Source organism: Streptomyces sp. NPDC012835 (assembly GCF_042900885.1).
Lineage (GTDB): Bacteria > Actinomycetota > Actinomycetes > Streptomycetales > Streptomycetaceae > Streptomyces.
This window is the reverse complement of the sequence record NZ_JBIBBW010000005.1, coordinates 326,509-352,538: the sequence shown is the minus strand read 5'-3', so window position 1 is coordinate 352,538 and position 26,030 is coordinate 326,509. Positions and strand designations below refer to the sequence as shown.

At 70.5% G+C, this 26,030-nt stretch carries 27 protein-coding genes and 1 tRNA gene; 15 read left to right on the top strand and 13 right to left on the bottom strand.

Annotated elements, in window-relative coordinates; genetic code table 11:
- The first annotated feature begins 32 nt into the window (after positions 1-32).
- The 5 genes from paaA to ACFY6S_RS23045 are packed head-to-tail and all read left to right on the top strand — an operon-like array spanning position 33 to position 3,764.
- Positions 33-1,118, top strand: coding sequence for a 1,2-phenylacetyl-CoA epoxidase subunit PaaA (gene paaA / locus ACFY6S_RS23065; protein ID WP_388824579.1), 1,086 nt, complete (start codon positions 33-35; stop codon positions 1,116-1,118).
- Positions 1,115-1,405 carry a 1,2-phenylacetyl-CoA epoxidase subunit PaaB gene (paaB, locus tag ACFY6S_RS23060; RefSeq protein WP_388824576.1) on the top strand — a complete coding sequence of 97 codons (291 nt, stop codon included), beginning with the start codon at positions 1,115-1,117 and terminating at the stop codon, positions 1,403-1,405. The genes paaA and paaB overlap by 4 nt, the downstream gene beginning before the upstream one ends.
- The gene (gene paaC / locus ACFY6S_RS23055) at positions 1,402-2,145 is read left to right on the top strand and encodes a 1,2-phenylacetyl-CoA epoxidase subunit PaaC (protein ID WP_388824573.1); all 744 of its coding nucleotides are present in this window, start codon (positions 1,402-1,404) and stop codon (positions 2,143-2,145) included. The genes paaB and paaC overlap by 4 nt, the downstream gene beginning before the upstream one ends.
- Positions 2,139-2,675 carry a 1,2-phenylacetyl-CoA epoxidase subunit PaaD gene (paaD, locus tag ACFY6S_RS23050; protein WP_388824570.1) on the top strand — a complete coding sequence of 179 codons (537 nt, stop codon included), beginning with the start codon at positions 2,139-2,141 and terminating at the stop codon, positions 2,673-2,675. Before paaC ends, paaD begins: the two co-directional genes overlap by 7 nt.
- A complete protein-coding gene (locus ACFY6S_RS23045) occupies positions 2,676-3,764 on the top strand; it encodes a 2Fe-2S iron-sulfur cluster-binding protein (RefSeq protein ID WP_388824567.1) in 1,089 nt (362 codons plus the stop codon).
- Positions 3,765-3,893: 129 nt separating this feature from the next.
- Here the strand turns inward: ACFY6S_RS23045 and ACFY6S_RS23040 are convergent, their stop codons facing one another.
- The 3 genes from ACFY6S_RS23040 to ACFY6S_RS23030 form a co-directional block, all read right to left on the bottom strand.
- Positions 3,894-4,238, bottom strand: coding sequence for a rhodanese-like domain-containing protein (locus ACFY6S_RS23040; RefSeq protein WP_388824564.1), 345 nt, complete (start codon positions 4,236-4,238; stop codon positions 3,894-3,896).
- A gap of 99 nt (positions 4,239-4,337) precedes the next feature.
- The gene (locus ACFY6S_RS23035) at positions 4,338-5,345 is read right to left on the bottom strand and encodes a hypothetical protein (RefSeq protein ID WP_388824561.1); all 1,008 of its coding nucleotides are present in this window, start codon (positions 5,343-5,345) and stop codon (positions 4,338-4,340) included.
- 56 nt (positions 5,346-5,401) lie between these two features.
- Positions 5,402-5,752 (bottom strand): winged helix-turn-helix transcriptional regulator, encoded by a 351-nt coding sequence (locus ACFY6S_RS23030; RefSeq protein WP_388824558.1) that lies wholly within the window; start codon positions 5,750-5,752, stop codon positions 5,402-5,404.
- 136 nt (positions 5,753-5,888) lie between these two features.
- Here ACFY6S_RS23030 and ACFY6S_RS23025 point away from each other — a divergent pair, with 136 nt between their 5' ends.
- Positions 5,889-6,503: an FMN-dependent NADH-azoreductase gene (locus tag ACFY6S_RS23025; protein WP_388824555.1), complete on the top strand. Its 615-nt coding sequence runs from the start codon at positions 5,889-5,891 to the stop codon at positions 6,501-6,503.
- A gap of 362 nt (positions 6,504-6,865) precedes the next feature.
- Here ACFY6S_RS23025 and ACFY6S_RS23020 read toward each other — a convergent pair.
- A tRNA-Leu gene (locus tag ACFY6S_RS23020) sits at positions 6,866-6,949 on the bottom strand.
- A 316-nt stretch (positions 6,950-7,265) separates the two neighbouring features.
- Here ACFY6S_RS23020 and ACFY6S_RS23015 point away from each other — a divergent pair.
- From ACFY6S_RS23015 to pknB, 6 genes are all read left to right on the top strand, one after another.
- A complete protein-coding gene (locus ACFY6S_RS23015; protein WP_388824552.1) occupies positions 7,266-8,108 on the top strand; it encodes an FhaA domain-containing protein in 843 nt (280 codons plus the stop codon).
- Positions 8,109-8,118: 10 nt separating this feature from the next.
- Positions 8,119-8,631, top strand: a complete 513-nt coding sequence (locus ACFY6S_RS23010) for an FHA domain-containing protein (RefSeq protein WP_114625303.1) — start codon at positions 8,119-8,121, stop codon at positions 8,629-8,631.
- A gap of 141 nt (positions 8,632-8,772) precedes the next feature.
- Positions 8,773-10,281: a PP2C family protein-serine/threonine phosphatase gene (locus ACFY6S_RS23005; RefSeq protein WP_388824548.1), complete on the top strand. Its 1,509-nt coding sequence runs from the start codon at positions 8,773-8,775 to the stop codon at positions 10,279-10,281.
- Positions 10,282-10,307: 26 nt separating this feature from the next.
- Positions 10,308-11,717, top strand: coding sequence for an FtsW/RodA/SpoVE family cell cycle protein (locus tag ACFY6S_RS23000; protein WP_388824545.1), 1,410 nt, complete (start codon positions 10,308-10,310; stop codon positions 11,715-11,717).
- Positions 11,714-13,177, top strand: coding sequence for a peptidoglycan D,D-transpeptidase FtsI family protein (locus ACFY6S_RS22995; RefSeq protein WP_388824542.1), 1,464 nt, complete (start codon positions 11,714-11,716; stop codon positions 13,175-13,177). Before ACFY6S_RS23000 ends, ACFY6S_RS22995 begins: the two co-directional genes overlap by 4 nt.
- Positions 13,178-13,345: 168 nt before the next feature.
- Positions 13,346-15,361 carry a Stk1 family PASTA domain-containing Ser/Thr kinase gene (pknB, locus tag ACFY6S_RS22990; RefSeq protein ID WP_388824539.1) on the top strand — a complete coding sequence of 672 codons (2,016 nt, stop codon included), beginning with the start codon at positions 13,346-13,348 and terminating at the stop codon, positions 15,359-15,361.
- A gap of 122 nt (positions 15,362-15,483) precedes the next feature.
- Here pknB and ACFY6S_RS22985 read toward each other — a convergent pair whose 3' ends face one another.
- The 5 genes from ACFY6S_RS22985 to ACFY6S_RS22965 all read right to left on the bottom strand — a co-directional run bounded on the left by ACFY6S_RS22985 (position 15,484) and on the right by ACFY6S_RS22965 (position 19,614).
- Positions 15,484-16,272 (bottom strand): class E sortase, encoded by a 789-nt coding sequence (locus ACFY6S_RS22985; RefSeq protein ID WP_388824536.1) that lies wholly within the window; start codon positions 16,270-16,272, stop codon positions 15,484-15,486.
- Between the two features lie 52 nt (positions 16,273-16,324).
- Positions 16,325-17,893: a class E sortase gene (locus ACFY6S_RS22980; protein ID WP_388824533.1), complete on the bottom strand. Its 1,569-nt coding sequence runs from the start codon at positions 17,891-17,893 to the stop codon at positions 16,325-16,327.
- Positions 17,890-18,528, bottom strand: coding sequence for an aminodeoxychorismate/anthranilate synthase component II (locus ACFY6S_RS22975; RefSeq protein ID WP_388824530.1), 639 nt, complete (start codon positions 18,526-18,528; stop codon positions 17,890-17,892). The genes ACFY6S_RS22980 and ACFY6S_RS22975 overlap by 4 nt, the downstream gene beginning before the upstream one ends.
- Entirely contained in the window at positions 18,525-18,698 is a 174-nt protein-coding gene (locus ACFY6S_RS22970) for a hypothetical protein (RefSeq protein WP_388824527.1), read from the bottom strand. The genes ACFY6S_RS22975 and ACFY6S_RS22970 overlap by 4 nt, the downstream gene beginning before the upstream one ends.
- Before the next feature lie 148 nt (positions 18,699-18,846).
- Positions 18,847-19,614 (bottom strand): DUF881 domain-containing protein, encoded by a 768-nt coding sequence (locus tag ACFY6S_RS22965; protein ID WP_388824524.1) that lies wholly within the window; start codon positions 19,612-19,614, stop codon positions 18,847-18,849.
- A 146-nt stretch (positions 19,615-19,760) separates the two neighbouring features.
- Between ACFY6S_RS22965 and crgA the strand changes: the two genes are divergently transcribed.
- On the top strand, positions 19,761-20,018 hold the full coding sequence (gene crgA / locus ACFY6S_RS22960; RefSeq protein WP_365387969.1) for a cell division protein CrgA: 258 nt from the start codon (positions 19,761-19,763) through the stop codon (positions 20,016-20,018).
- 428 nt (positions 20,019-20,446) lie between these two features.
- Here the strand turns inward: crgA and ACFY6S_RS22955 are convergent, their stop codons facing one another.
- Positions 20,447-21,355 (bottom strand): rhomboid family intramembrane serine protease, encoded by a 909-nt coding sequence (locus ACFY6S_RS22955; RefSeq protein WP_388824521.1) that lies wholly within the window; start codon positions 21,353-21,355, stop codon positions 20,447-20,449.
- 149 nt (positions 21,356-21,504) lie between these two features.
- Positions 21,505-22,032 carry a peptidylprolyl isomerase gene (locus tag ACFY6S_RS22950; protein ID WP_388824518.1) on the bottom strand — a complete coding sequence of 176 codons (528 nt, stop codon included), beginning with the start codon at positions 22,030-22,032 and terminating at the stop codon, positions 21,505-21,507.
- Positions 22,033-22,340: 308 nt separating this feature from the next.
- Between ACFY6S_RS22950 and ACFY6S_RS22945 the strand changes: the two genes are divergently transcribed.
- Positions 22,341-23,072, top strand: a complete 732-nt coding sequence (locus tag ACFY6S_RS22945; RefSeq protein WP_388824515.1) for a DUF5324 family protein — start codon at positions 22,341-22,343, stop codon at positions 23,070-23,072.
- Between the two features lie 244 nt (positions 23,073-23,316).
- On the opposite strand, the gene ACFY6S_RS22940 is transcribed toward ACFY6S_RS22945, so the two are convergent.
- Complete coding sequence (locus ACFY6S_RS22940) at positions 23,317-23,694, bottom strand: DUF6344 domain-containing protein (protein WP_388824512.1); 378 nt, start codon at positions 23,692-23,694, stop codon at positions 23,317-23,319.
- 223 nt (positions 23,695-23,917) lie between these two features.
- Positions 23,918-24,886 carry a class A beta-lactamase gene (gene bla, locus ACFY6S_RS22935; RefSeq protein WP_388824871.1) on the bottom strand — a complete coding sequence of 323 codons (969 nt, stop codon included), beginning with the start codon at positions 24,884-24,886 and terminating at the stop codon, positions 23,918-23,920.
- 173 nt (positions 24,887-25,059) lie between these two features.
- Here bla and ACFY6S_RS22930 point away from each other — a divergent pair, with 173 nt between their 5' ends.
- The gene (locus tag ACFY6S_RS22930) at positions 25,060-26,010 is read left to right on the top strand and encodes a LysR family transcriptional regulator (RefSeq protein WP_388824509.1); all 951 of its coding nucleotides are present in this window, start codon (positions 25,060-25,062) and stop codon (positions 26,008-26,010) included.
- The last annotated feature ends 20 nt before the right edge of the window (positions 26,011-26,030 follow it).

The window sequence follows — 26,030 nt, the reverse complement described above, 5'->3', positions numbered from 1 at the left end:
TGAACCGAACGATCGGTCGGTAGGGGGCCCGGATGACGGCAGTGACCGAGGGGACGGCTGCGGAGGCCGCGATGGAGACGACGACGGACGGAGCGCTGGCGGCGTTCGACGCGGCGGTGGCGGCCGACGAGCGGATCGAGCCGCGCGACTGGATGCCGGACGCCTACCGCGCCACGCTGGTCCGCCAGATGGCCCAGCACGCCCACTCCGAGATCATCGGCATGCAGCCGGAGGCGAACTGGATCACCCGCGCGCCGTCGCTGCGCCGCAAGGCGATCCTGATGGCCAAGGTGCAGGACGAGGCCGGCCACGGCCTCTATCTCTACAGCGCGGCCGAGACCCTGGGCGCCGGCCGCGACGAGCTGCTCGACAAGCTCCACTCCGGCCGCCAGAAATACTCGTCGATCTTCAATTACCCGACGCTGACCTGGGCCGATGTCGGCGCGATCGGCTGGCTGGTGGACGGCGCCGCGATCACCAACCAGGTGCCGCTGTGCCGCTGCTCGTACGGCCCGTACGCCCGCGCCATGGTGCGCGTGTGCAAGGAGGAGTCCTTCCACCAGCGCCAGGGGTACGAGCTGCTGCTCGCCCTGAGCCGGGGGACGCCCGCCCAGCACGACATGGCGCAGGACGCGGTGGACCGCTGGTGGTGGCCGTCACTGATGATGTTCGGCCCGCCGGACGACGAGTCGGCGCACTCCGCGCAGTCCATGACCTGGAAGATCAAGCGGCATTCGAACGACGAGCTGCGGCAGCGCTTCGTCGACATCTGCGTCCCGCAGGCCGAAGCCCTCGGTCTGACGCTCCCCGACCCCGACCTGCGCTGGAACGAGGAGCGCGGGCGCCACGACTTCGGCGCCATCGACTGGACCGAGTTCCGCGAGGTCCTCAAGGGCAACGGGCCGTGCAACGAACAGCGGATCACCCAGCGCCGCCGGGCCCACGAAGAGGGTGCCTGGGTGCGGGACGCCGCGACCGCCCACGCGGCGAAGCACCGCGCCGCGCCGGCGACGGGAACCGGTCACGCCGGGACCGAGCGCCCCCCGAGCACACCGGACCCGGGCACGCCGGACCCGGGCACCCACGACGAGACCGCGCGGATGGAGGCGACGGCATGAGCAGCTCGACCGACTGGCCGCTGTGGGAGGTGTTCGTGCGGTCCCGCCGGGGGCTCTCGCACACCCACGCCGGCAGTCTGCACGCCCCGGACGCGGAGATGGCGCTCCGCAATGCCCGCGATCTCTACACCCGGCGCAACGAGGGCGTCTCGATCTGGGTGGTGCCGTCCGCCTCGATCACCGCGTCCTCCCCCGACGAGAAGGACCCGTTCTTCGCACCGGCCGCCGACAAGCCCTACCGCCACCCGACCTTCTACGAGATCCCGGAAGGGGTGCGCCACCTGTGAACGCCGCACCGTCGCATGACGCTTTGGACGTACGGGCCGCCGCCGCGGCCCTGGCCCTCGGCGACGACGCGCTGATCCTCTCGCACCGGCTGGGGGAGTGGGCCGGACACGCCCCCGCGCTGGAGGAGGAGGTCGCCCTCGCCAATATCGCGCTCGACCTGCTGGGCCAGGCACGGATCCTGCTCTCCCTCGTCGGGGACGAGGACGAGCTGGCCTATCTGCGCGACGAACGGCACTTCCGCAATCTGCAGCTCGTCGAGCAGCCGAACGGGGACTTCGCGCACACCATCGCGCGCCAGCTGTACTTCTCCACCTACCAACTGGCTCTGTACCGGGAGCTGGTGGGCGGGGACAGCGTGTTCGGCGACCTCGCGGCCAAGGCCGTCAAGGAAGTCGCGTACCACCAGGACCACGCCGAGCACTGGACCCTGCGACTCGGCGACGGCACACCCGAGAGCCACCGGAGGATGAGCCGGGCGTGCGAGGCGCTCTGGCGGTTCACCGGCGAGATGTTCCAGCCCGTGGAAGGTCTGGACATCGACTGGGCGGCCCTGGAGAGAGGCTGGCTCGCCTCCGTCACCGGGGTGCTGGAGCGGGCGACGCTCGGCGTCCCGGAAGGGCCGCGCACCGGCGCCTGGACGGCGGGCGCGGGCCGGCAGGGGCTGCACACCGAGCCGTTCGGGCCGATGATCGCCGAGATGCAGCATCTGCACCGCAGCCACCCGGGGGCGTCATGGTGAGCGCGCCGGGCTCCCCGGCGGCCGCCGCCGGTCCCACCGCCCTGGAGGCCGAGCTGTTCCTCCTCGCGGGCGCCGTCCCCGACCCCGAGCTGCCGGTGGTGACCCTGGCCGAGCTGGGCGTCCTGCGGGCCGTGCGGGTGTCCGCCCCCGGCACGGCCCAGGCCGCTGTCCATGTCGAGCTGACCCCCACCTACACCGGCTGCCCCGCGGTGGAGGCGATGTCCTCGGACATCGAGCGGGTGCTGCACGACCGGGGGATGGCACGGATCTCGGTCGAGAAGGTCCTGTCTCCCGCCTGGTCGACGGACGACATCAGCGCGGAGGGCCGCCGCAAGCTCGCCGAGTCCGGCATAGCCCCGCCCCGCCCGCACGGCCCGGCCGAGCCCGTACCGCTGTCGCTCGCCATCCGCTGCCCGCACTGCGGCTCGACCGACACCGAGCTGCTGAGCAGGTTCTCCTCCACGGCCTGCAAGGCGCTGCGCCGGTGTACGGCCTGCCGCGAACCGTTCGACCACTTCAAGGAGTTGTAGATGTTCCATCCGCTCCGGGTCAGCGAGGTCGACCGGCTCACCGACGACGCGGTGGCCGTCACCTTCGACGTGCCGCCCGAGCTGCGCGAGACGTTCCGGCACACCCCCGGCCAGCACATCGCCGTGCGCCGCGCCGCCCCGCCCGGGGAGCCGGGGACACGGGGGGAGATACGGCGCACGTACTCGATCTGCGCGCCCGCCGGGCCCGAGCCGGCGCTGCGCGTGGGCATCCGGCTGGTCGAGGGCGGCGAGTTCTCCACCTACGCCCTGAAGGAACTCGCCGTCGGCCACACGGTCGAGGTGATGGAGCCGGCGGGCCGCTTCGTGCTGGAGCCGCGCCCCGGGCACTTCGCCGCGGTCGTGGGCGGCAGCGGGATCACACCGGTGCTGTCGATCGCCGCCACCCTGCTGGCGCGGGAACCCGCCGCCCGGTTCTGCCTGGTCCGCAGCGACCGCACCGTGGCCTCGACGATGTTCCTGGAGGAGGTCGCCGATCTCAAGGACCGCTTTCCCGACCGCTTCCAGCTGGTCACCGCGGTCTCGCGGGAGGAGCGGCAGGCCGGGCTGGGGTCGGGGCGGCTGGACCGGGAGAGGCTGACCCGGCTGCTGCCCGCCCTGCTCCCGGTGGCCGACATCGACGGCTGGTTCCTCTGCGGCCCGCTGGGGCTGGTGGCCGGCGCCGAGCGCGCGCTGCGCGGCCTCGGGGTCCGGCGCGACCGTATCCATCAGGAGATCTTCCATGTGGACGAGGCCCTGACCGACGCCCCGACCACGGAGACGCGAGCGGCCCCGGCTCCGGTCGGCACGGCCCTTTCCGCCACCCTCAGCGCGACGCTCGACGGCCGCTCCGGCAGCTGGCCGGTCCGGGAGGGGGAATCGCTGCTGGAGACCGTGCTGCGCGCCCGCGCGGACGCGCCGTACGCCTGCAAGGGCGGGGTGTGCGGGACCTGCCGGGCGTTCCTGGTCTCCGGCGAGGTCAGGATGGACCGCAATTTCGCCCTCGAACCGGACGAGACCGAAGCGGGCTACGTCCTGGCCTGCCAGTCCCATCCGGCCACCGAGGAAGTGGAGTTGGACTTCGACCGCTGACACGGAACGCCCGCCCGCGCCCGCGCCGGGACAGAACGCCCGCCCGGGCCCTTCCGAAGCCCCCGGGAAGCCCTACGGACCGCCCTCAGAGGCGCTGCGGGCCGGTCTCAGAGGCGCTGCGGGCCGGTCTCAGAGGACGAACGCGGGGCTGCCGGTCTCCGTCACCATGGGGCGCCCCGCGCCGTCCCAGGCGAGCATGCCGCCGTCCACGTTCACCGCGTCCACGCCCTGCCCGACCAGATACTGGGTGACCTGTGCCGAGCGCCCGCCCACCCGGCACATCACATACGCCCTGCGCCCCTCGGCCACCGCTTCGGTCACCTCGCCGAAGCGGGCCACGAAGTCGCTCATCGGGACGTGCAGCGCGCCTTCGACATGTCCGGCCGCCCACTCGTCGTTCTCCCGGACGTCCAGCACCAGACCGTCGGCCGGAACCGCCGCGGCGTCGACCGAGGGCAGCGGGGCGAAATTCATGGAGGTGGCCTTCTCTCGTACGGGTGCGTCAGGTGCGACGGGGTGCGACAGCCCGACGGGCGGGACGCGGAGCGCGCTGGTCCGGGGGCTCCGAAAAACCTACTCCACCCACGTCCCGAGTTCCCGTTCGCGCTCGGAGACCTCCGCGAGAAGTTGCTCGGCGATCTCCTCCAGCAGCCGGTCCGGGTCCTCGGGCGCCATCCTGAGCATCGCGCCGATCGCGCTCTCCTCCAGCTCCTTGGCGACCACCGTCAGCGTCTCCTTGCGGTGCGACAGCCACTCCAGCCGGGCGTACAGCTCCTCGGCCTCGCTCAGCCGCCGCGCGCTCGGCCGGGGGCCCGCCGCCCACTCCTCGACGAGTTCGCGCAGGAGCGGCTCGTCGCCGCGGCCATAGGCGGCGTTGACCCGTGTGATGAACTCCTCGCGCCGCGCCCGCTCACCCTCGTCCCGCGCCAGATCCGGGTGCGCCTTGCGCACCAGCTCGCGGTAGAGCTTGCGCGCCTCGTCGCTCGGCCGTACCCGCTTCGGCGGCCGTACGGGCTGATCGGTCAGCATCGCCGCGGCCTCCGGCGACAGGCCGTCCGAGTCGAGCCAGTCGTGGAACAGCTCGTCCACCCCCGGCATCGGCTGCACCAGCGCCCGCGCCTCCCGCGCCCTGCGCAGGTCCTCGGGGTCACCGCTGCGGGCCGCGCGCGCCTCGGCGATCATCGCGTCCAGCTCGTCCAGCCGGGCGTACATGGGACCGAGCCGCTGGTGGTGCAGCCGGGAGAAGTTCTCGACCTCGATCCGGAACGTCTCCAGCGCGATCTCGAACTCGATCAGCGCCTGCTCGGCGACGCGCACGGCCTTCTCCAGCCGCGCCTCCGGCCGCGCCGACGCCTCCGGCGCCTCCCCGGCGGCTCCCGCGTCCCCGTCCACGCCGCCCGGCGTACCCGCGGACCCAGCGGCTCCCGCGTCCCCGTCCACGCCGCCCGGCGTACCCGCGGACCCGGCTGTGTTCGTCACGTTCGTCACATCCGCCGAGTCCGTCGTCTCCGGCACGTCTCGTCGTACGTCCTGCTCGTCGTCGTTACGGATCGTCGGCTCCCCGGAGGCGTCGTGCATCACCCGTCCAGCCTACGGGCGCCCGCACCCGGCCCCGTGCCGTGCTCCCCGGCGGGGCTCTAACAGCCGCCGCCCGGCAGCCCGTTCATATGCTTCTCGGCCCACAGCGACAGCTCCGTCAGCGCGGGCTCCATCGCCGCGCCGGCCTCCGTCAGCCGGTACGAGACCCGCAGCGGCGGCCCCTCGTCGACCTCACGCACGACCAGGTCGGCCGCGACCAGCTCGGCCAGCCGGTCCGAGAGCATGCGCTCACTGATCCCCGGGATCGCCCGCCGCAGATCCGCGAAGTAGACCGGCTGCGCCATGAGCACCGAGATGATCGGCCCCGTCCATCGCTTGCCGAGCAACCCGAAGACCCGCGTGATGCCCACATCGACTCTCGTGCACTCGCTCTCTCCGGGGTGCGCCATACGCACAGAGTACTGACTTTCCGAGCAGGGATGAAAAAAAGTAAGTGACTATGTTATTCATAGGTGCGAACGGAAAGTCCGCACGCCTCGCAGTCCCCCTTCACCACCCTTCACCACACGCCCCGATGGAGATCCCATGGCCACGCTTCTGCACCTCGACTCCGCCCTCTTCCCCGAAGGCTCCGCCTCCCGGGAGATCAGCGCCGTCTTCGTCGAGTCCTGGCTGGAGCAGCACCCCGAGGGCAAGGTCATCTACCGCGACCTCGCCGCGTCCCCGCTGCCCCACCTGGACCTCGCCGCCGCCATGGCCGGCCACGAGAACGAGCTGCGCGCGGAGCTGGCCGCCGAACTGGCCGAGGCGGACGCCGTGCTGATCGGCGCCCCGATGTACAACTTCTCGATCCCGTCCACGCTCAAGGCATGGCTCGACCACGCGATCCTCGTCGGCCACAACGCGGGCGACACCAACCCGCTCGCGGGCACGCCGTTCACGGTCGTCGCCAGCCGCGGCGGCTCGTACGCCCCCGGAACCCCCCGCGAGGACTTCGAATTCGTCCAGAACTACCTGGAGAAGGTCCTGAAGGGCATGTTCGGCGCCACCGACGTCGAATTCATCGTCCCCGAGCTGACCCTCGCACGCTCCAAGCCGGAGATGGCGGACCTCGTCCCCCTCGCCGACGCCTCCCGCGCCAAGGCGCGCGAGGAAGCCACCCAGAGGGCCAAGACCCTGGCCGCCCGCCTCGCCGTCTGAACCGCCCAACACCCGTACCAGGACCGACCGGACCCGTACCGAACCGCACGCGGCCCCGGACCGGCACGGACCACCCGCGTACAGCGACGTACGACGGCGTACGACGACGAGGCCCCAGCCGGTGACATGCGTCACCGGCTGGGGCCTCGCCACGCCGACCGGATATTCCGCTCCCGCGCCCTCGTCGGGTCCTCGTCGGGTCCTCGTCGGGTCCTCCCCCGGGCCGCCGCCGGATCTCCCCGGCGACAGGCCCCCGCCCGGAACGCCGCCCCACGTCCCGCCCAGACCCCGGAAAACCAGAAAACGGGCCCCCGCCAAGACTTTCGTCTCTGGCGGAGACCCGTTCTCACGGTGTCTCTCTGTGCGCGAGGGGGGAGTTGAACCCCCACGCCCTTTCGGGCACTGGAACCTGAATCCAGCGCGTCTGCCTATTCCGCCACCCGCGCATTGGGTGTGTCCTCCGGTGGCTCCCACCTGCTGGTGTGTGCTCCTGGCGACATCGAGAAGATTAGCACGCGCCGGGGGGTGCCTTCACATCCGTTTGTTTCGCGACGGGAGCCGGGGGCGGGGAACGGACACCCGCCGCCCCCACTCCTCCTGAGTACCCCCGGGGTGCGGGACACTGGCGGCGGGCCGCCTCTACGATCCCGTGTGAGAGGTGACACTCATCGACGGGCCAGACAAGGGGAACCAGCCGATTTCCCGACGCGTGGATACGATCAGTAAGCAGTACCAGGACGGCAACGACGGAGGAGGTGCCCCATGGGAGTCATGAAGCGTTTCGAGCAGCGTCTCGAAGGTTTGGTCAATGGCACCTTCGCGAAGGTGTTCAAGTCCGAAGTCCAGCCGGTCGAGATCGCGGGTGCCCTCCAACGGGAGTGCGACAACAACGCGACGATCTGGAACCGCGAGCGGACCGTCGTGCCCAATGACTTCATCGTGGAGCTGAGCACGCCCGACTTCGAGCGCCTCAGCCCCTACTCCGGGCAGCTCGGCGACGAACTGTCCGGGCTGGTCCGCGACTACGCGAAGCAGCAGCGCTACACCTTCATGGGCCCGATCAAGGTCCACCTGGAGAAGGCCGAGGACCTCGACACCGGGCTGTACCGGGTACGCAGCCGCACCCTGGCGTCGAGTTCGTCCCAGCCGAACGCGGCGCCGTCGCCCGAGCGCGGCCACGCCGCACCTCCGCCGCCCTCCGCGCCGCCGCACGGCGCCCCCGGCGGTTACGGCTACCCGCCCGCCGCCGTGCCCCCGCCGCCGTCCTCCGCGCCCGCCCACGGCCGGCCGTCAGCGCCCGGTCCCGGAGCGATGCCGCAGGGCCAGGTGCGCCGCTGGATCGAGATCAACGGCACCCGCCACCAGATCTCCCGGGCGACCCTGGTCCTGGGCCGCAGCACCGACGCCGACGTACGGATCGACGATCCGGGGGTGTCGCGCCGCCACTGCGAGATCCGGGCCGGAGTGCCCTCCACGATCCAGGATCTCGGGTCCACCAACGGCATCGTGGTAGACGGACAGCACACCACCCGCGCTACGCTCCGCGACGGCTCGCGGATCGTCGTGGGCAACACCACCATCGTTTTCAGGCAAGCCGAAGGGTGAAGCGGGGGCAATGTCAGAGCTGACCCTGACGGTCATGCGGCTAGGTTTTCTGGCCGTTCTGTGGCTGTTCGTGATCGTGGCCGTACAGGTCATCCGCAGCGATCTGTTCGGAACACGCGTCACGCAGCGCGGCTCGCGTCGCAACGCCGACGCCCGGCCGCAGCAGCCACGCCAGACACCGGCGCCGCCTCAGCAGCGCCAGCAGCAGGGGGGCAGGCAGCGCCGGGGAGCACCCACAAAGCTGGTCGTCTCCGAGGGATCGCTCACCGGCACCACGGTGGCGCTCCAGGGGCAGACCATCACGCTGGGCCGCGCGCACGATTCGACGATCGTGCTGGACGACGACTACGCGTCCAGCCGCCATGCCAGGATCTACCCGGACCGTGACGGCCAGTGGATCGTCGAGGACCTCGGGTCCACCAACGGCACCTATCTCGACCGGACCCGGCTCACGACCCCGCAGCCGATCGCACTGGGCGCTCCGATCCGCATCGGCAAGACCGTCATCGAGCTGCGGAAGTAGTACGACAATGAGCGAGCGGAGCGAGCGAGTCGCCGCGGTCCCGACAGCGGACCGCGGCAGGCTCCCGACCGGAGGGTGGGCAGTGTGGCTCGAGACCGGCTGGCACCGCATTCAGCGGGCGAACCGACGGGTGAGGTGCGCATGAGTCTGTCCCTGCGTTTCGCCGCCGGATCGCACAAGGGCATGATCCGGGAGGGGAACGAGGATTCCGGTTACGCCGGCCCCCGGCTGCTGGCCATCGCGGACGGCATGGGCGGCCAGGCCGCGGGCGAGGTCGCCTCCTCCGAGGTGATCTCCACTCTCGTGCAGCTCGACGACGACGTACCGGGCTCCGACATCCTCACCTCGCTCGGTACGGCGGTGCAGCGCGCCAACGACCAACTGCGGGTCATGGTCGAGGAGGACCCCCAGCTGGAGGGCATGGGCACCACGCTCACCGCCCTGCTCTGGACCGGGCGGCGTCTCGGCCTCGTCCATGTCGGCGACTCCCGCGCATATCTGCTGCGCGACGGTGTGCTGACCCAGATCACCCAGGACCACACCTGGGTGCAGCGGCTGGTGGACGAGGGCCGGATCACCGAGGAAGAGGCCACGACCCACCCGCAGCGCTCCCTGCTGATGCGCGCGCTGGGCAGTGGCGACCATGTCGAACCTGACCTCTCCATCCGCGAAGTCCGCGCCGGCGACCGCTACTTGATCTGCTCCGACGGCCTCTCGGGCGTCGTCTCCCACCAGACGATGGAAGAGGCGCTCGCCAGCTACCAGGGCCCCCAGGAGACCATCCAGGCCCTCATCCAGCTCGCGCTGCGCGGCGGTGGCCCCGACAACATCACCTGCATCGTCGCCGATGTCCTGGACGTCGAGTCCAACGACACCCTGGCCGGACAGCTCAACGACACCCCGGTCGTCGTCGGCGCCGTCGCGGAGAACCAGCTCCCGCTCAGCTCCGCCGAGAACGCCGCCGCGATGCAGACCCCGGCCGGCCGCGCGGCCGGCCTCGGCCGCGCCGTACCGCAGCAGCCCGCCGGCGGCTTCGGCCCGCCCGGCAGCGGCGACGACGGCTACGACTCCGCGTCGCAGAGCGGGTCGTACGGGAATTACGACGACGACGAGGAATTCGTCAAACCCCGCCCCCGGCGCCGCTGGCTCAAGGGGTCGCTCTACACCGTGCTCGCGCTGGCCGTCATCGGCGGCGGCTTCTACGGCGGCTACCGCTGGACCCAGAACCAGTACTACATCGGCGCCAACGGCGAACACGTCGCTCTCTACCGGGGCATCAGCCAGGATCTGGCCTGGATCTCCCTCTCGAAGATCGAGAAGGACCACCCCGCCATCAAACTCAAGTACCTCCCGCCCTATCAGCGCAAGCAGGTCGAGGCCACCATCGCCGAAGGCAATCTCGCCGACGGCCGAGTCAAGATCCAGGAACTCGCCACCCAGGCGTCGGCCTGCGAGAAGGACGACAAGCGCCGCGAGACCGAGCAGAGCGCCGAAGCGGTCACCGGCCAGGGAGAAGCCGGCGGCACCACCGGTACGAGCACCTCGACCGTGACCACCGACACCAAGCCGAAAACCGCGACCCCCACTCCTGGCCCCAGCCTCTCGGAGGAGGAACAGAAAGTGGTCTCGAACTGCGGTAAGCAGCAGTAGCCGGCCGTAGGGGGCCTTTCACCACCATGAGCGTTGTCACCAACACGACCACCATCGGCGCGATCGAAGCACCGAGCCGCCGCAACACCGAGCTGGCCCTGCTCGCGTTCGCCGTCCTGATTCCGGTGTTCGCTTACCTGAACGTGGGGCTGGCGCTCGACGGCAAAGTGCCTGCGGGCATGGGCGGTTACGGGCTGGGCCTCGCCCTGCTCGCCGGCGTAGCGCATCTCGTGGTGCGCAAGTTCGCCCCGTACTCCGATCCGCTGCTGCTGCCGCTGGCGACCCTGCTCAACGGGCTCGGACTGGTGCTGATCTGGCGGCTGGACCAGTCACCGCGGCTCATCGAGCGTGGCGAGATCTTCGGCGGTTACCAGGCCGACGCGCCCAAGCAGCTGATGTACTCGGCGCTCGGCATCGCTCTTTTCGCGGCCGTACTCGTACTGCTGAAGGATCACCGCATCCTCCAGCGCTACACGTACATCTCCATGGCCGTCGGTCTGTTCCTGCTGATCCTGCCGATGTTCTTCAGCCCGGTGAACGGCGCGAGGATCTGGGTCAACATCGCCGGGTTCACCATCCAGCCCGGTGAGTTCGCGAAGATCGTCATCGCGGTCTTCTTCTCCGGCTATCTGATGGTGAAACGGGACGCGCTCGCTCTCGCCAGCCGCCGTTTCATGGGCCTGTATCTGCCCCGGGGCCGCGACCTCGGACCGATCCTGGCCATCTGGGGTCTGTCGATCCTCATCCTGGTCTTCGAAACGGACCTCGGCACCTCGCTGCTCTTCTTCGGCCTCTTCGTGGTCATGCTGTACGTGGCCACCGAGCGGACCAGCTGGATCGTCTTCGGCCTGCTGATGTCGGTCGGCGGAGCCGTCGGCGTCGCCACCTTCGAGCCGCACGTGCAGGCCCGTGTCACCGCCTGGCTGGACCCCTTCTCCTGTTACGAGCAGAGCGACGCCTGCAACCAGATCGGCCAGGCGCTGATGTCCTTCGGCTCCGGAGGCACTCTCGGCACCGGGCTCGGCCAGGGCAACTCCGACCTGATCACGTACGCCGCCAACGCCGACTTCATCCTCACCACCGTCGGTGAGGAGTTCGGGCTGGCCGGCACGATGGCCTTCCTGATGCTCTACGCGCTGATCGTCGAGCGCGGTGTGCGCACCGCGCTCGCCGCCCGCGACCCCTTCGGCAAGCTTCTCGCCATCGGTCTCTCCGGCGCCTTCGCCATCCAGGTCTTCGTGGTCGCCGGCGGCGTCATGGGCCTCATCCCTCTGACCGGTATGACCATGCCGTTCGTCGCGTACGGCGGTTCGTCCGTCCTCGCCAACTGGGCCCTGATCGGCATTCTCATCCGGATCAGCGACACCGCGCGCCGACCCGCTCCGGCCCCCGCCCCTTCCCCCGACGCCGAGATGACCCAGGTGGTCCGACCGTGAACAAGCCGCTGCGCCGTATCGCGATTTTCTGCGGACTCCTCATCCTCGCCCTGCTCGTACGGGTCAACTGGCTCCAGTACGTCAAGGCGGAGGAGCTGAACGGGAGCAAGTACAACAAGCGCGTCGACATCGAGCGCTACAAGAGCGAGCGCGGCAACATCATCGTCGACGGCAAACCCATCACCGGCTCGATCAAGACGGACGACACCCTCTTCGAGTACAAGCGCACCTATGTCGACGGCCCCATGTGGGCCCCCGTCACCGGGTACGCCTCGCAGGTCTTCGGCGCGAACCAGATCGAGAACCTTGAGGACGGCATCCTCACCGGCAACGACGACCGGCTGTTCTTCGACCAGACCCTGAGCATGTTCACCGGCGACGAGAAGAAGGGCGGCAACGTCGTCACCACACTCAGCGGCGCCGCCCAGAAGGCCGCCTACAAGGGCCTCGGCGACAAGAAGGGCGCCGTCGCGGCCATCGACCCGCAGACCGGGAAGATCCTCGCGCTGGCCTCCACGCCGAGCTACGACCCCAGCACCTTCGCGGGCCGCAGCAACAAGGACAGCAAGGCGTACAACGCCCTCCAGCCCAAGAACGACCCCGACAACCCGATGCTCAACCGGGCCCTGCGCGAGACCTACCCGCCCGGCTCGACCTTCAAGGTGCTGACCGCCGCCGCCGGGCTGGAGCACGGCGTGATCAAGGACGTCGACGCGAAGACCGACTCGCCGCTCCCCTGGATCATGCCGGGCACCACCACCCCGCTGCCGAACGAGAACAACATCCCCTGCAAGGACGTCTCGCTGCGCGAGGCGCTGCGGATGTCCTGCAACTCCGTCTTCGGCAAGCTCGGCGTCGACGTCGGCAAGGACAAGATGCTGGAGACCGCGAAGAAGTTCGGCTTCAACGAGGAGCAGTTCATCCCGGTCCGCGCCGACGCCTCGATCTTCCCCGAGGACATCAACGAGTCGCAGACCGCGCTCTCCTCCATCGGCCAGTTCGACACCCGCGCCACCCCGCTCCAGATGGCCATGCTCGCCGCCGCGGTCGCCAACGACGGCAAGCTGATGAAGCCGTACATGATCGACCGGCTGGAGACGCCCGGCGTGGACGTGCTGGAGAAGACGGAGCCCGAGGAGCAGAGCCGGCCGCTCACCCAGGAGCACGCGCAGATGCTCCAGAGCATCATGGAGACGGTCGTCGAGAAGGGCACCGGCGCCAACGCCCAGATCCCCGGCGTGACGGTCGGCGGCAAGACCGGCACGGCCCAGCACGGCGAGAACAACAGCAAGAACCCGTACGCCTGGTTCATCTCGTACGCCAAGACGGACCAGGGCTCCCCGGTGGCCGTCGCGGTCGTCGTGGAGGACTCGAGCGCCAACCGTGACGACATCTCCGGTGGCGGCCTCGCCGCCCCCATCGCGAAGGCCGTCATGCAGGCGGTCGTCGACAAGAAGTGACGCCGGTCACGGCTGACGTCCATACCTGCACATTGCGATACCGGTCCTATATCAGGTGACCGTTACGGGCCGACCGCCTGCGGCCTGCCCGGTAGCGTAGGCGCGAACAGCACACCGCCGGACCACACACCGGTGCGGTCGGGACTGACGGAGAGGGCTGGAACAGTTATGGAAGAGGCGCGTCGCCTCGGCGGCCGGTACGAGCTGGGCTCGGTGCTCGGCCGTGGTGGCATGGCGGAGGTCTACCTCGCCCATGACACCCGGCTCGGCCGCTCCGTCGCCGTGAAGACCCTGCGGGCCGACCTCGCCCGCGACCCGTCGTTCCAGGCGCGGTTCCGCAGAGAGGCGCAGTCGGCGGCCTCCCTGAACCACCCGGCGATCGTCGCGGTCTACGACACCGGCGAGGACTACGTCGACGGGGTCTCCCTCCCGTACATCGTGATGGAGCACGTCGACGGCTCGACCCTCCGCGAGCTGCTGCACTCCGGGCGCAGGCTGCTGCCCGAGCGCACGCTGGAGATGACGGTCGGCATCCTCCAGGCGCTGGAGTACTCGCACCGCAACGGCATCGTCCACCGTGACATCAAGCCGGCCAACGTCATGCTGACGCGCACCGGCCAGGTCAAGGTCATGGACTTCGGCATCGCCCGTGCGATGGGCGACTCCGGCATGACGATGACGCAGACCTCCGCCGTCATCGGCACCGCCCAGTACCTCTCCCCCGAGCAGGCCAAGGGCGAGCAGGTCGACGCGCGTTCCGACCTGTACTCCACCGGCTGCCTGCTCTACGAGCTGCTGACGGTCCGGCCGCCCTTCATCGGGGACTCCCCGGTCGCGGTCGCGTACCAGCACGTGCGGGAGGAACCGCAGACGCCCAGCGTCTTCGACCCCGAGATCACGCCCGAGATGGACGCGATCGTCCTCAAGGCGCTGGTCAAGGACCCCGACTACCGCTACCAGTCCGCCGACGAGATGCGGGCCGACATCGAGGCGTGCCTCGACGGCCAGCCCGTCGCCGCCACCGCCGCCATGGGCGCGGTGGGATACGGCGGTTACGGCGGCCAGCACGACCAGCCCACGGCGGCCATGCACCAGGGCGGCGCGGGCGCCCCGACGTCGATGCTCCCGCCGGTCAACCCGGACGACGGCGGTTACGACGGCTACGACGACCGGCAGGGCCGGCGGCGCGGCAACCAGAAGAAGAAGACCAGCACCTCCACCGTTCTGCTCGCGGTCGCCGGCGTCCTGGTGCTGATCGGCGCCATCCTCATCGGCAAGTCCGTCTTCGGAGGCAGCGACGCCCCCCTTCAGGTGGAGGTGCCACAGCTCGTCGGCAAGACCCTGGAAGAGGCGCAGACCCAGACCGAGAACTCTCATCTGAAGCTCGAACAGACCGACTCCAAGCGCTGCGACGTGCCCAAGGGCTCCATCTGTAGTCAGACCCCGGACAGCGGCAAGCTGGCCGAGGGCGAGACCGTCCAGGTGGTCGTCTCGGAGGGCGCGCCGCAGGTCAAGGTGCCGGATGTCACCGAGAAGCAGAAGGAGAGCGCCACGGACGTCCTGGAGGGCGAGAACTTCCGGGTCGAGACCAAGGAGGAGGAGTCGGACAGCGCCACTCCGGGGACGGTGCTCAGCCAGGACCCCGCCAGCGGCGCGGAGGTCGAGAAGGGCTCCACCGTCACCCTGACGATCGCCAAGCAGGCGAAGGTCACGGTCCCCGACGTGACCGGCAACGCGCTGGCCGACGCCCAGACCCGGCTGACCGCCTTCGAATTCACGGTCACGCAGACCCAGGTCGACTCCGACGAGCCGGCGGGCACCGTCGTCAAGCAGAGCCCCTCGGGCAACACGAAGGCCGACAAGGGCAGTCAGGTCTCGCTGGAGATCTCCAACGGCCCGAAGGAGCCGGAGGCCGAGAAGGTGACGATCCCCAAGGACGGGATCAAGTTCAATACGGTCGGAGCGGCACGCGGCATCCTCGAAGGGCTCGGCCTCCAGGTCTCCGTGCCGGAGAACACCTCCGACGACGCCCGCGTCCTGGACACCGACCCCGGCGGCGGCACCGAGCTGAACAAGGGCGACACCGTCACCCTGTCCGTCCTCGGCAACCAGAACGGCAACGGCGGCAACAACGGCAACGGCAACGGGGGCAACAACTCCGGCTTCATCGGCGGATTGGGCTGACGCCCGGACCGTAGGCGGCAGGCGAGAAGCCCCGTCCCCCACCGTGCGCGGTGGGGGACGGGGCTTCTTCCGTCCTTCCGTGTGCCCGTGTGCCCGGCGGCCCGGGGCGTGTCGCGAGAGCCTCAGCGCAGCTCCGGCGGCAGCGTGCGCTGCTTGTCGACCTTCTGCGTGCGGTCCAGCTCGGCCCAGACGATGTAGCGGAAATCCGAGGTGTAGACCGGCGTGCAGGTCGTCAGGGTCAGATAGCGCCCCGGCTCGGTCTTCCCCGACTCCTCCGGCACCGCCGCCAGCACGTCCACGTTGTACTTCGAGGTCTTCGGAAGCTCCTTGTAGACCTTGTAGACGTACCAGGTGTCGCGGGTCTCGAAGACGACGTAGTCGCCCGTCCTGATCTTGTGGATGTTGTGGAACCGCGCGCCGTGGCCGTCGCGGTGCGCGGCCAGCGTGAAGTTGCCCTTCTTGTCCCAGGGGAGGGCGGACTTGACCGGTTCCGTGTAGTAGCCGGCGACCCCGTCGTTCAGCAGCGAGGTGCTGGTGCCCTTCTTGACCAGGATCTCGCTGCCGCCCAGCGCCGGGACGTGCAGGAAGCCGATGCCGTCCGCCGAGTCGAAGGTCCTGGGGCCCCCGCCGGTACCCCCGGTGCCCTTCTCCGCCTGGGCCCAGCCGTTGCGTACGTCGTCGCCCTGCTTGGCCGCCTCGCGGTCGGCCAGGACGTTCGTCCACCACAGCGAGTAGACGACGAAGAGTCCCAGCACCACGCCCGCGGTGATGAGCAGTTCACCGAAGACGCTGACCGCGGCGGCGACCCGCCGCCGGGGGCGGCGGGCGCCGGGGGCCCGTGCCGGGTCCCGCGGCGAGGAGGGCGGTGGCGGTGCGTCGGCCTGTTCGTCGTGCTCGGTACTCGCTGCCACCGCACCCGTCCCCGTCCCTGTCGTGAGTTCCGGCCGGCCCCCGCGGGCGCCGTCAGCGGACGAGAGCGTCCGGCTTGCCCTCGGCGCGCGGCCGTTCGTCCACCATCTTGCCCCACACGATCATGCGGTACGTACTGGTGAATTCCGGGGTACAGGTCGTCAGCGTGATGTACCGGCCGGGCTTCGTGAAACCCGACCCCTGGGGCACGGGCTGGATGACACTCACGTTCGACGGCGGGGTCTGCGGCAGGATGCTCGCCATGTCGTATGTGTAGTACGCGTCCTGCGTCTCGACGATGATCTTGTCGCCCGGCTTCAGCTGGTTGATGTAGCGGAAGGGCTCACCGTGGGTGTTGCGGTGACCGGCCACCGCGAAGTTGCCCTGCTTGTCGGCCGGCATCGCCGTCTTGAGAGTGCCCTCGGCGTAGTGGCCGACCATGCCGTGGTCGAGGACCTTCGCCTTGCTGATGCCCTCCGCGATCGGAACGACCACGTCCAGCTTGGGGATGTGCATGATGGCGAAGCCCTGACCGGGTTCGAACGCGCCGGGTTTACGGCCCTTGGAGAAGCTGTCCTGGATCTTGCTGGTCTCCTTGCCCGCGTACAGATCGGCCCGGACGTTGGTCCACCAGAGCTGGTACGTGACGAACAGCAGCATCAGCACGCCGAAGGTGATGAACAGTTCGCCGACCGCCCGGCTGATGATGACGGCGGGGCTCTCCTTGAGGGCGCGCGCGGCGCGCCGCGCCTCCATGCGCGAGAGCGGCCGCGAAATGCGGGCGGCCGACATGGCGGAGGCGCCCGGCTCGCCGCCGGCTGCCGCTCCTGTCCCGGCTGCCGCTCCGGCCCGCTCTCCTGTCCCGGCAGCGGAGCCGGCCCGTTCTCCGGGCGGCGGTCCGTCCGTACGTCTGCGGCCCCGGCCACCGCCCTTGGCGGCCTTGCGGCGCTCGGCCCGGCCCCCGGGCGCGGGGGTGCCCGCCTCGGGCGCCGCCGGGCCGCCCTGGTCGGGCAGCTCCACGACGGGCAGCGGGGCCGTCTCTCCGGCCCCGCGAGCCGACGGGCCGCCGGACCACCCGTCCTGCGGCCCCGGGCCGCTCCCGGGGCCCTGAGCGGGCGCGGGGGACGGCGGGGGCGGTGCGGTACGGGGGCCGGACGCGGCGGCGGGCGGCGGGAAGGTCCGGGTGGCCTCCGCGTCCGCCTCGTACCGCGCGTAGTGCTCCCCGGGCCGGCCGGGCTGTGCCGGAGGTACGGGGAGCGCCGCGCCGCCCGCCGGCATGGGACGCGCCGGCGGCATCGGCCCGGCCGGCGGCAGCGGCTGAGCCGGGGGTGCGGCGTGCCCGGCGGCGGGTGCGGAGTGCGCCGGGGGTACGGAGTGCGCGGGCGGCCCCTGCGGGACCCCCGGCGGCGCGTCCTGCCGCGGCCCCCGGTGCCGACCCGGTCGGCGCGGCGGCATCGGCTGCTCCAACGGCGGTCGTTCCCGGGGGTGTTGGCCCGGAAGCGGATCGTTCAGCGGGTCGGCCAGCCCGTCCACCGCCGACTCGAACGCGCTGTCGTCGTCGTACGCGCCCTGTCCGTACGGCGCCCCGTGACCCGCGTCGTGCTCGGGGCGGAGTGCGGTCACGCGAGCGCCTTGCCCACCACCGGCGCCAGGCCCGTCGAGCGGGCCACCGCGCCGGGATCACCGCACTGCGCGAGCCAGTTGGCCAGCATCAGGTGACCGTGCTCGGTCAGGACCGACTCGGGGTGGAACTGCACTCCCTCGACGGGCAGTTCACGGTGGCGCAGGCCCATGATGATGCCGTCCGCCGTGAGCGCGGTGACCTCCAGCTCGGCGGGCAGCTCCGCGGGCTCGGCGGCCAGCGAGTGGTAGCGGGTCGCGGTGAACGGCGAGGGGAGCCCGGCGAAGACGCCCTTGCCCTCGTGGGTGACCGGGGACGTCTTGCCGTGCAGCAGCTCGGGCGCGCGGCCGACGACGCCTCCGTAGGCCACGGCCATCGACTGCATGCCGAGGCAGACGCCGAAGACGGGCAGGCCGATCGCGGCGCAGTGGCGGACCATCTCGACGCAGATACCGGCCTGTTCGGGCGTGCCGGGCCCCGGCGAGAGCAGCACGCCGTCGAAGCCGTCCTCGGCGTGCGCGGTGGACACCTCGTCGTTGCGCACCACTTCGCACTCGGCGCCGAGCTGGTAGAGGTACTGGACGAGGTTGAAGACGAAGCTGTCGTAGTTGTCCACGACGAGGACGCGGGCGCTCACCGGGCCGCCCCCGCTCCGTCGACCGTCACGTCGTTGAACGGCAGCAGCGGCTCCGCCCACGGGAAGACGTACTGGAACAGCACATAGACGACAGCCAGCGCCAATACGAGCGAGATCGCCGCCCGCAGCCATACGTTGCCCGGCAGATGCCGCCAGATCCAGCCGTACATGCTGTCCCTTCCGTTCGGTACCGCGCCCGGCGGTACCGCACCAGACTAAAGGCCCGCACGGGGCCGTGGGCGGTGCATGGGACAGCTGCACGGACGTTCGGGACTTGCTCTTCGTCACAGGCGCCGCACGGGTCGCGCGGGGCGGCCGCTATCCGGCGGGCTCCGCGTAGTGCAGATCGACGGTGCCGGAGTAGCCGGGAAGCGTCTCCTTGCCCAGCTCGTCGACCTTCCAGCCGAGTCCGTACGCCTTGACGTACAGCTGGTAGTTCTGGATCGCCGGGGAGTCGTCGAGCGCCTTGCGCAGCTTGCTCCGGTCACCGACGGCGGTGATCCTGTACGGCGGGGAGTAGACGCGGCCCTGGAGGATCAGCGTGTTGCCCACGCACCGCACGGCGCTGGTGGAGATCAGCCGCTGGTCCATCACGCGGATGCCCTCGGCGCCGCCCTGCCACAGGGCGTTGACGACGGCCTGGAGATCCTGCTGGTGGATCACCAGGTCGTTGGGTTGCGGATCGGGGTAGCCGGGGTTGGCGGTGGCGTTCTGCGGGGCGTCGTCCAGCGTGACGGTGAGGCCCTCACCGGTGAGCTGCTCGGTGCCGGCGGAGGTCTCCAGCGCCCGCAGCCGGGCTTCCTCGGCGCCGGTCGAGCCGTGGTCGCGGGCGACGAGGGCGTCGATCCTGCTGCGTACGGCCGCGTTGGAGTCGCCCAGCTCCGCGTTCTTCCGGTCCCGCTCGTGGATCAGATCGGAGAGTTTGAGCAGCGAGGCATCCGTACGAATATTGGTGCCTTTGGCGGTATTGAAGCTGGTCACGAAGATCAGCCCGGCGAGCGCGAAGACGGCGGCGGTGAGCAGCCGCACGGGCCGCCGGCCCTGCCGGAGGACCGGCCCTGGGTTCGAGTCGGCGGAATTGCTCAACGTACCCTTATCTCCTTAAGGCGCCGCGGAAGCACTACGCTAACGGACGCCCGACGGCGGCGGTGATCCCCCTGCTCTCCGCCTCGGTCACCGCCCTTGACACGTTCCCTGCGCGGTATCGCAGCGCATCGACAGGAGAGTCCCTCGTGCCGAAGTCACGTATCCGCAAGAAGGCCGACTTCACGCCGCCTCCGGCAGCGAAGCAGGCGACCGCCATAAGGCTGACCAACAGGAGCTGGGTGGCCCCGGTCATGCTGGCGCTGTTCCTGATCGGGCTGGCCTGGATCGTCATCTTCTATGTGACGGACGGCGATCTGCCGGTCAAGAGCTTCGGGAACTGGAACATCGTGGTCGGGTTCGGGTTCATCGCCGCCGGGTTCGGCGTCTCCACCCAGTGGAAGTAGCCGTTCCGCTTCCGGACCGTCAAGCTCTCCCCTGACTTGTCCACACGGTTATCCACAGGCAGGGGAAAAGGTCAGACGATCTGTGGATAACTCCACGGGATGTTGACGCCGGTGTGACCGGGTCGCCCATCCTGATGACGCGCTCGCCCCTTGTCCTTGCTGGCCAGTCCGGCACCGAGGACAAGGGGCGCGCTCGATCCACACAGGATGCACAAGATCCGCCACAGTCTGTGGACAACTTTTCACCGTCTCGCTCGTTCGCGCGTCGCGCGCCCGCCCGCAGAGGTATTCGGAGAGCCCGGAAAGAGCCCCTCGGGAGCCCTGGGGAGCCCCGAGGAGCCCCGGAGCGTGCCGGAAACGCGGGTGCGTCTCATGAGAGCGGGGCGCGGCCGGACGGCGGGCGGACGAGCGGGGCCTGGCGAGCGGCGTCAGGTGATCGACGCGGTCCTGGCCACGACCACGACCACCGTCGCGAGCAGCACCAGAGCGCAGGCGCCGTACTGCACCAGGGACCGCCGCTCGCGCGGCGCGTGCACCATGGCGGCGGCGACGACCGTGCCACCGATCAGCCCGCCGACATGCGCCTCCCAGGCGATACCGGGCCAGGTGAAGGTGAAGACCAGGTTCAGCGCGAGCAGGATCAGGACCGGCCGCATGTCGTAGTTGAGCCGGCGCATCAGTACGGCGGTGGCTCCGAGCAGCCCGAAGATCGCCCCGGACGCGCCCAGCGACGCCTGGTTCGGCGCGGAGAGAAGATAGGTCAGGCCGCTGCCCGCCAGTCCGGAGACCAGGTAGAGCGCCAGATAGCGGGCGCGGCCCAGCGCCGCCTCCAGCGGTCCGCCGAGCCACCACAGACTGAGCATGTTGAAGGCGAAGTGCGTCATCGCCTGGTGCAGGAACATCGCGGTGAGCAGCCGGTACCACTGGCCCTCGGCGACGCCGGCCAGCGGTTCGAACATGGCGTACTGGACACGCCCGATGAGATCGAGATCCTCGACGAGCCGGTCGCCCACCGCGAGGACGGCGATGAAGACCGCCGCGTTGATGCCCAGCAGTATCTTCGTGACCAGCCGGGGGTCGGACGCGATCGTGCCGCCCGCGAGCGTGCGCGGCTGGTTGGCCGTCGGCCCGTGTCCCGTACCGGAGCCCTCCCTGACGCAGTCGGGGCACTGGAACCCGACGGAGGCACTGATCATGCACGCGGGACAGATCGGGCGCTCGCAGCGCGTGCAGCTTATGCCCGTCTCCGTGCCCGGGTGCCGGTAGCAGCCGGGCACTGACTGGTCGACGGCGGGCTGCTGGTCCTGGCCTCCGTGGCCGCCTGGCGGGTGGTCCATCGGTCCCCTCGGTCTTCGTAACGGCGAACGGTGCGCGGCCGGGCACAGCGCACCGCCCCGCCCATCCGGTATGTAACCACTACGGACGGGCGGGGCGGGAAGGTTCCCGGAGCCGGGAACCTTACGGCCGGTGGGGTGTCAGTGCCGCGTCAGCGGGTCTCGACGACGACCGACTCGATCACCACGTCCTGCACCGGACGGTCGGTGCGCGGGTTGGTCTGGGTGGAGCCGATGGCGTCCACGATCTTCTTGCCGGCCTCGCTGCTGACCTCACCGAAGATGGTGTGCTTGCCGGTGAGCCAGGCGGTCGGCGCCAAGGTGATGAAGAACTGCGAGCCGTTGGTGCCCGGGCCCGCGTTGGCCATGGCCAGCAGGTACGGCTTGGTGAAGGCCAGCTCGGGGTGGAACTCGTCCGCGAACTTGTACCCCGGGCCGCCGGTGCCGTTGCCCAGCGGGTCGCCGCCCTGGATCATGAAGTCGCCGATGACGCGGTGGAAGACGGTGCCGTCGTACAGCCGGTCGTGGGTCTTCTGCCCGGTCTCCGGGTTGACCCACTCGCGCTCACCCTGGGCGAGCTCGACGAAGTTCTTGACCGTCTTCGGCGCGTGGTTCGGCAGGAGCCGGATCTCGATGTCGCCGTGGTTGGTCTTGAGGGTGGCGTAAAGCTGCTCGGCCACGATGTGCCTTCCGTAAGTCGTCGCTGACCCTCACGATCCTCGCACGGAAGGGGCGCGGACCGGGAACAGATGCCGCGGACGGCGCGAAGCGGACCGTACGGTCGGGCGCAACGGAAAGAGGGCAGCCGTCGGCGGCGGCGCGGGGCGTCGCCCACGTCGCGCTCCTTGACCGCGATCATGACCCGCGATCATGACCCGCGGTCATGACCCGGATGCGCGTTGCGCATGCCGGAGCGGTGCGTGCCATGCATGATTTCGAAAAGGGTGGATAGGCGAAAATACAGAACGCCACCGAGGAGGATGATCCTGTGACCCGCATGGACAGCGTGCGCGCCGCTACCGGTTCGGCGAAGGAGAGCGTGCAGCACGCCGCGGAAGCGGTGGCACCTTACGCCGGTACGGCCAAGGAACAGGCCGCTCTGGCCAAGGAGCAGGCCGCTGTATACGCCCGCGAGGCACGCGAGAAGCTCGCCCCGACCGTGTCGAAGGCCGCGCAGCAGGCGCGTAAGCAAGCACGTAAGCAGTACGGCGCCCATGTGGCGCCCCGAGTACCCCCGAAGTTCGACGAAGCCGCTCACCGTGGGGTGCACCAGGCCCGCAAGGCCGCCCGTCAGGCGGCCGACTACACGGTGCCCCGGGTCGAGCAGGCGGTGGCCACGGCACAGCCGGTCGCCGAGCAGGCGGCGGCGCGTTCCGCCGCGGCTCTGGCCGCACTGCGCGGACAGGTCACGCCGAAAGAGATCCAGAAGCTGGTGAGGAAGCACGAACGGCGGGCCAGGGCCGGCCGGCTGGCCAAGGGGCTGGCCGTCGTCGGTGTGGTGGCCGGTGGCGCCTTCGCCGCCTGGAAGTGGTGGGACAAGCAGGCCAATCCGGACTGGCTGGTCGAGCCGCCCGCCGCCACCGAGGTCGCGGAGCGGGGCTCCCTGACGTCCGTGGACGGCAGCCACGTGGTCCACGCGGCCGATCCGCTCGATCCCGAGGTCGAGGCCAAGCAGGCCGAGGCCGAGGCTTCGGAGCGGGACCGGGACGACCGCGGCTGATCACGGTGGCTGTGGCCGGCGCCCCTGGAGTGAGCGGAGCGGCTGGTACGGAAGTGGCCGGTGTGGCTGGTACGGAAGCGACCGGTGCGGCCGGTACGGAAGTGACCGGAGCGGCTGGTACGGAAGTGACCGGTACGGGAGCGGCCGGTGCACGAGCGGCTGCTGCGGCCGTGGCTGCTGCGGTCGTGGCTGCTGCGGCTGCCGGGTTCGACAGGCGCCGGGAGACCGAGGGTTTCCCGGCGCCTCATGCCGCGACGAGTGCCGCGTCGGCCGCGTAGCTGTTCTCACGTGCCGCGGCGGCGTCGGTCTCGCTCGGCAGAACGGCGGGCAGATGACGGACCGACGGTGAGGAACCGTGTGCCTCGGCGCGGATGCGCTGCTTGATCGTCGGCGGCAGCGACCGGTCACGCGGCAGCGCCCTCGGCACCACCGCCCTTCTGGCCGTACCGGCCTCGGCGTGGTGGCGGGACGCGGCGGCGGGTGCCGGCACGGGCTGGTCGGCCGGCTGGCGCACGGCGGTGCCGGCGGCGGCGGCCGGGGCGGTGAGCCCCAGGGAGGCGAGCATCGCGAAGAAGGCGGTGATGAGGACGGTCCACAGTTTCTTGACCTTGTTGGCGGCCATGATCCCTCGCTTTCGGTTCGGTTCTCGGTCGAGCTGTCGGGTTGCGCGATCTACATACCTTCCTCATGATGTGGACGCACCTCGGGAATCGGGGGAGCGACGCCGCCCGTACCCAGTTCTTCGGATGAACACCACTCGTACGGTCCAACCGGCGCCCCCGCGTTTTCCCCACAGCCCCTTGACCGGCCGACGCCCGCCACCCTGCGGGCCCACCGGAACGGTGTTATGACAAGGTGTCAGCGACCACGGCCGCCGCTTCCGCGATCAGCTTGTTGTCGTACTCGGCGTCCTTCTCGGTCCGGTTCGACAGGATCGCCATCACCAGCGGAGCCCCGTCGGTCGGCCAGACCACGGCGATGTCGTTGCGGGTGCCGTAGGTGCCGCCGGCTCCGGTCTTGTCGCCGACCACCCAGCCCTCGGGCATCCCGGCCCTGATCAGCTCGTCCCCGGTGGTGTTGGTCCGCAGCCACTTCGTCAGCTGCGCGCGCTCCCCCGCGCCGAGCGCGTCCCCGAGTACGAAGGCGCGCAGATCCGCGGCGAGCGCCTTCGGGGTGCTGGTGTCCCGTGTGTCGCCCGGGGTCCAGTCGTTCAGCTCCGGCTCGCGGCGCTCCATCCGGGTGACGTCGTCACCCATCTTCTTGAGCACGGCGTTGAGGCCCTTGGGTCCGCCGATCTGGTCGAACAGCAGGTTGGCAGCCGTGTTGTCGCTGAACCGGACGGCCGCGTCGCAGAGTTCACGCAGGTTCATCCCGGTCGCGACGTGCTTCTCGGTCACGGGAGAGTTCGCGACGAGGTCGCTCTCCGCGTACCTGACGACCTTGTCCAGCTCGCCGGTGCCGTGCTTCCGCAGCACGGCACCCGCTTGGAGCGCCTTGAAAGTGGACGCGTAGGCGAAGCGCTCGCCATCGTTGTAGGCGACCTCCTCACCGGTGGCGGTGTCGATCGCGTACACCCCCAGCCGGGCGTCGAACTTGCTCTCAAGCCCCTTGAAGGCGTCGGCATACGGCTGAGTGGCCGTCTGCGTGGTCGTCGTCCGCGCGGACAGCGGCGCGGACGACACCGCTCCGGACCCGGCCCCGGAGACGGCGGCGGAGCCGGAACCGTCCTGCCCGCAGGCCGCGAGCGGTACGAGGACCAGCGCGCCGAGCGCCCCGAACAGGGCGCGGCGGGCACGCGTGTACTGGACTGGCATAGACATGAATACCTGACCTTCTGGCCGACCCGTCACGCGAAGCGCACGGGAAAGGGAGCGACCGGGCCCAGCCGGACACGGTCGCGGTTGCCACCCCCACCTCACCCTCCGGCGGCCATGCGGTCCAATGCACTTCCGCACTCCTCCATGACGGAAACGCATACAGTGCGGTCATGGATCTGGTGGGAGCGTGCCGGGCGTTCGTCAGCGTGAGCGAGCGCGGCAGTTTCACCGTCGGGGCCGCCGCCGCGCGGATGTCCCAGCCGGTGGCGAGCCGGCGCGTCGCCGCACTGGAGGAACACCTCGGGGAGCAACTCTTCGAGCGCACCTCCCGCCGGGCGACCCTCACGCCGTTCGGCCGGGACATGCTGTCGGCGGCGCGAGCGCTCGTACGGGCGGCCGAGGTGCTCCAGCACGAGGCGGAAGCCGCCCGGCGCAAGCCCTGGCGGCTCGCGGTGCCCGGCACCTGCTCGACGGCCGGCCTCGCCCGCCTCGTCGCCGACGGGCGCGAGCGCGGCGTCATGCTGGAGCTGCGCGTCGCGGCGCCGGCGGAGCGGGCCGAGCTGCTCCACTCCCAGCAGGTGCGTGCCGCGCTGCTCGCCGTACCGCCCGGCGACGCCGCCTGGTCGCTCCCGCTCGGGCTGGCCGGCGCGGACGACCCCGGCGTGAACCGCTTCTACGTCGAGACGCTGCGCCTGGGGCGCGCCGCCACCGGCCCGGCCCGCCGCGTCTGGATCCAGCCGGAGGACGACGTACCGCACATCCGTGACCCGCTGACCCGGCTGCGCGACGCGGTGGGGCTACGGCCCGCCCAGCTCACCGTCGCCCCCGACCTGACGACCGCCGCGGCGGAGGTGCTCTGCTCGCACGACGTGCTGCTGTGCTCACCGGCCCAGGCCGCGGAGCTCGACCTGCACTGGCGGCCCCTGGGCGAGACCTCCCTCAGCCGGGGGTTCGCCCTCGCGGCGGCCGCCACCGGCGACCCGGAGCGCGTCCGGGCGCGGCTGGGCGACGCGATCGCCCGCTGCCTGGGAACGGACGTGGCGTCCCCGACGTATATCCGCAGAAGCAGCGACGGAAGCAGCGGCAGAAGCAGAGACACCGAGCACGAGGCGAAGGCATGAGTACCGGGGTGAGGGCATGA

What these genes read in the sequence shown, in the direction of transcription:
- paaA (WP_388824579.1), top strand. Translation starts at nt 33, where the DNA reads ATGACGGCAGTGACCGAGGGGACGGCTGCGGAGGCCGCGATGGAGACG.
- paaB (WP_388824576.1), top strand. Translation starts at nt 1,115, where the DNA reads ATGAGCAGCTCGACCGACTGGCCGCTGTGGGAGGTGTTCGTGCGGTCC.
- paaD (WP_388824570.1), top strand. Translation starts at nt 2,139, where the DNA reads ATGGTGAGCGCGCCGGGCTCCCCGGCGGCCGCCGCCGGTCCCACCGCC.
- ACFY6S_RS23045 (WP_388824567.1), top strand. Translation starts at nt 2,676, where the DNA reads ATGTTCCATCCGCTCCGGGTCAGCGAGGTCGACCGGCTCACCGACGAC.
- ACFY6S_RS23040 (WP_388824564.1), bottom strand. Translation starts at nt 4,238, where the DNA reads ATGAATTTCGCCCCGCTGCCCTCGGTCGACGCCGCGGCGGTTCCGGCC.
- ACFY6S_RS23030 (WP_388824558.1), bottom strand. Translation starts at nt 5,752, where the DNA reads ATGGCGCACCCCGGAGAGAGCGAGTGCACGAGAGTCGATGTGGGCATC.
- ACFY6S_RS23025 (WP_388824555.1), top strand. Translation starts at nt 5,889, where the DNA reads ATGGCCACGCTTCTGCACCTCGACTCCGCCCTCTTCCCCGAAGGCTCC.
- ACFY6S_RS23015 (WP_388824552.1), top strand. Translation starts at nt 7,266, where the DNA reads ATGGGAGTCATGAAGCGTTTCGAGCAGCGTCTCGAAGGTTTGGTCAAT.
- ACFY6S_RS23010 (WP_114625303.1), top strand. Translation starts at nt 8,119, where the DNA reads ATGTCAGAGCTGACCCTGACGGTCATGCGGCTAGGTTTTCTGGCCGTT.
- ACFY6S_RS23005 (WP_388824548.1), top strand. Translation starts at nt 8,773, where the DNA reads ATGAGTCTGTCCCTGCGTTTCGCCGCCGGATCGCACAAGGGCATGATC.
- ACFY6S_RS23000 (WP_388824545.1), top strand. Translation starts at nt 10,308, where the DNA reads ATGAGCGTTGTCACCAACACGACCACCATCGGCGCGATCGAAGCACCG.
- pknB (WP_388824539.1), top strand. Translation starts at nt 13,346, where the DNA reads ATGGAAGAGGCGCGTCGCCTCGGCGGCCGGTACGAGCTGGGCTCGGTG.
- ACFY6S_RS22970 (WP_388824527.1), bottom strand. Translation starts at nt 18,698, where the DNA reads ATGTACGGCTGGATCTGGCGGCATCTGCCGGGCAACGTATGGCTGCGG.
- ACFY6S_RS22955 (WP_388824521.1), bottom strand. Translation starts at nt 21,355, where the DNA reads ATGGACCACCCGCCAGGCGGCCACGGAGGCCAGGACCAGCAGCCCGCC.
- ACFY6S_RS22940 (WP_388824512.1), bottom strand. Translation starts at nt 23,694, where the DNA reads ATGGCCGCCAACAAGGTCAAGAAACTGTGGACCGTCCTCATCACCGCC.
- bla (WP_388824871.1), bottom strand. Translation starts at nt 24,886, where the DNA reads ATGCCAGTCCAGTACACGCGTGCCCGCCGCGCCCTGTTCGGGGCGCTC.
- ACFY6S_RS22930 (WP_388824509.1), top strand. Translation starts at nt 25,060, where the DNA reads ATGGATCTGGTGGGAGCGTGCCGGGCGTTCGTCAGCGTGAGCGAGCGC.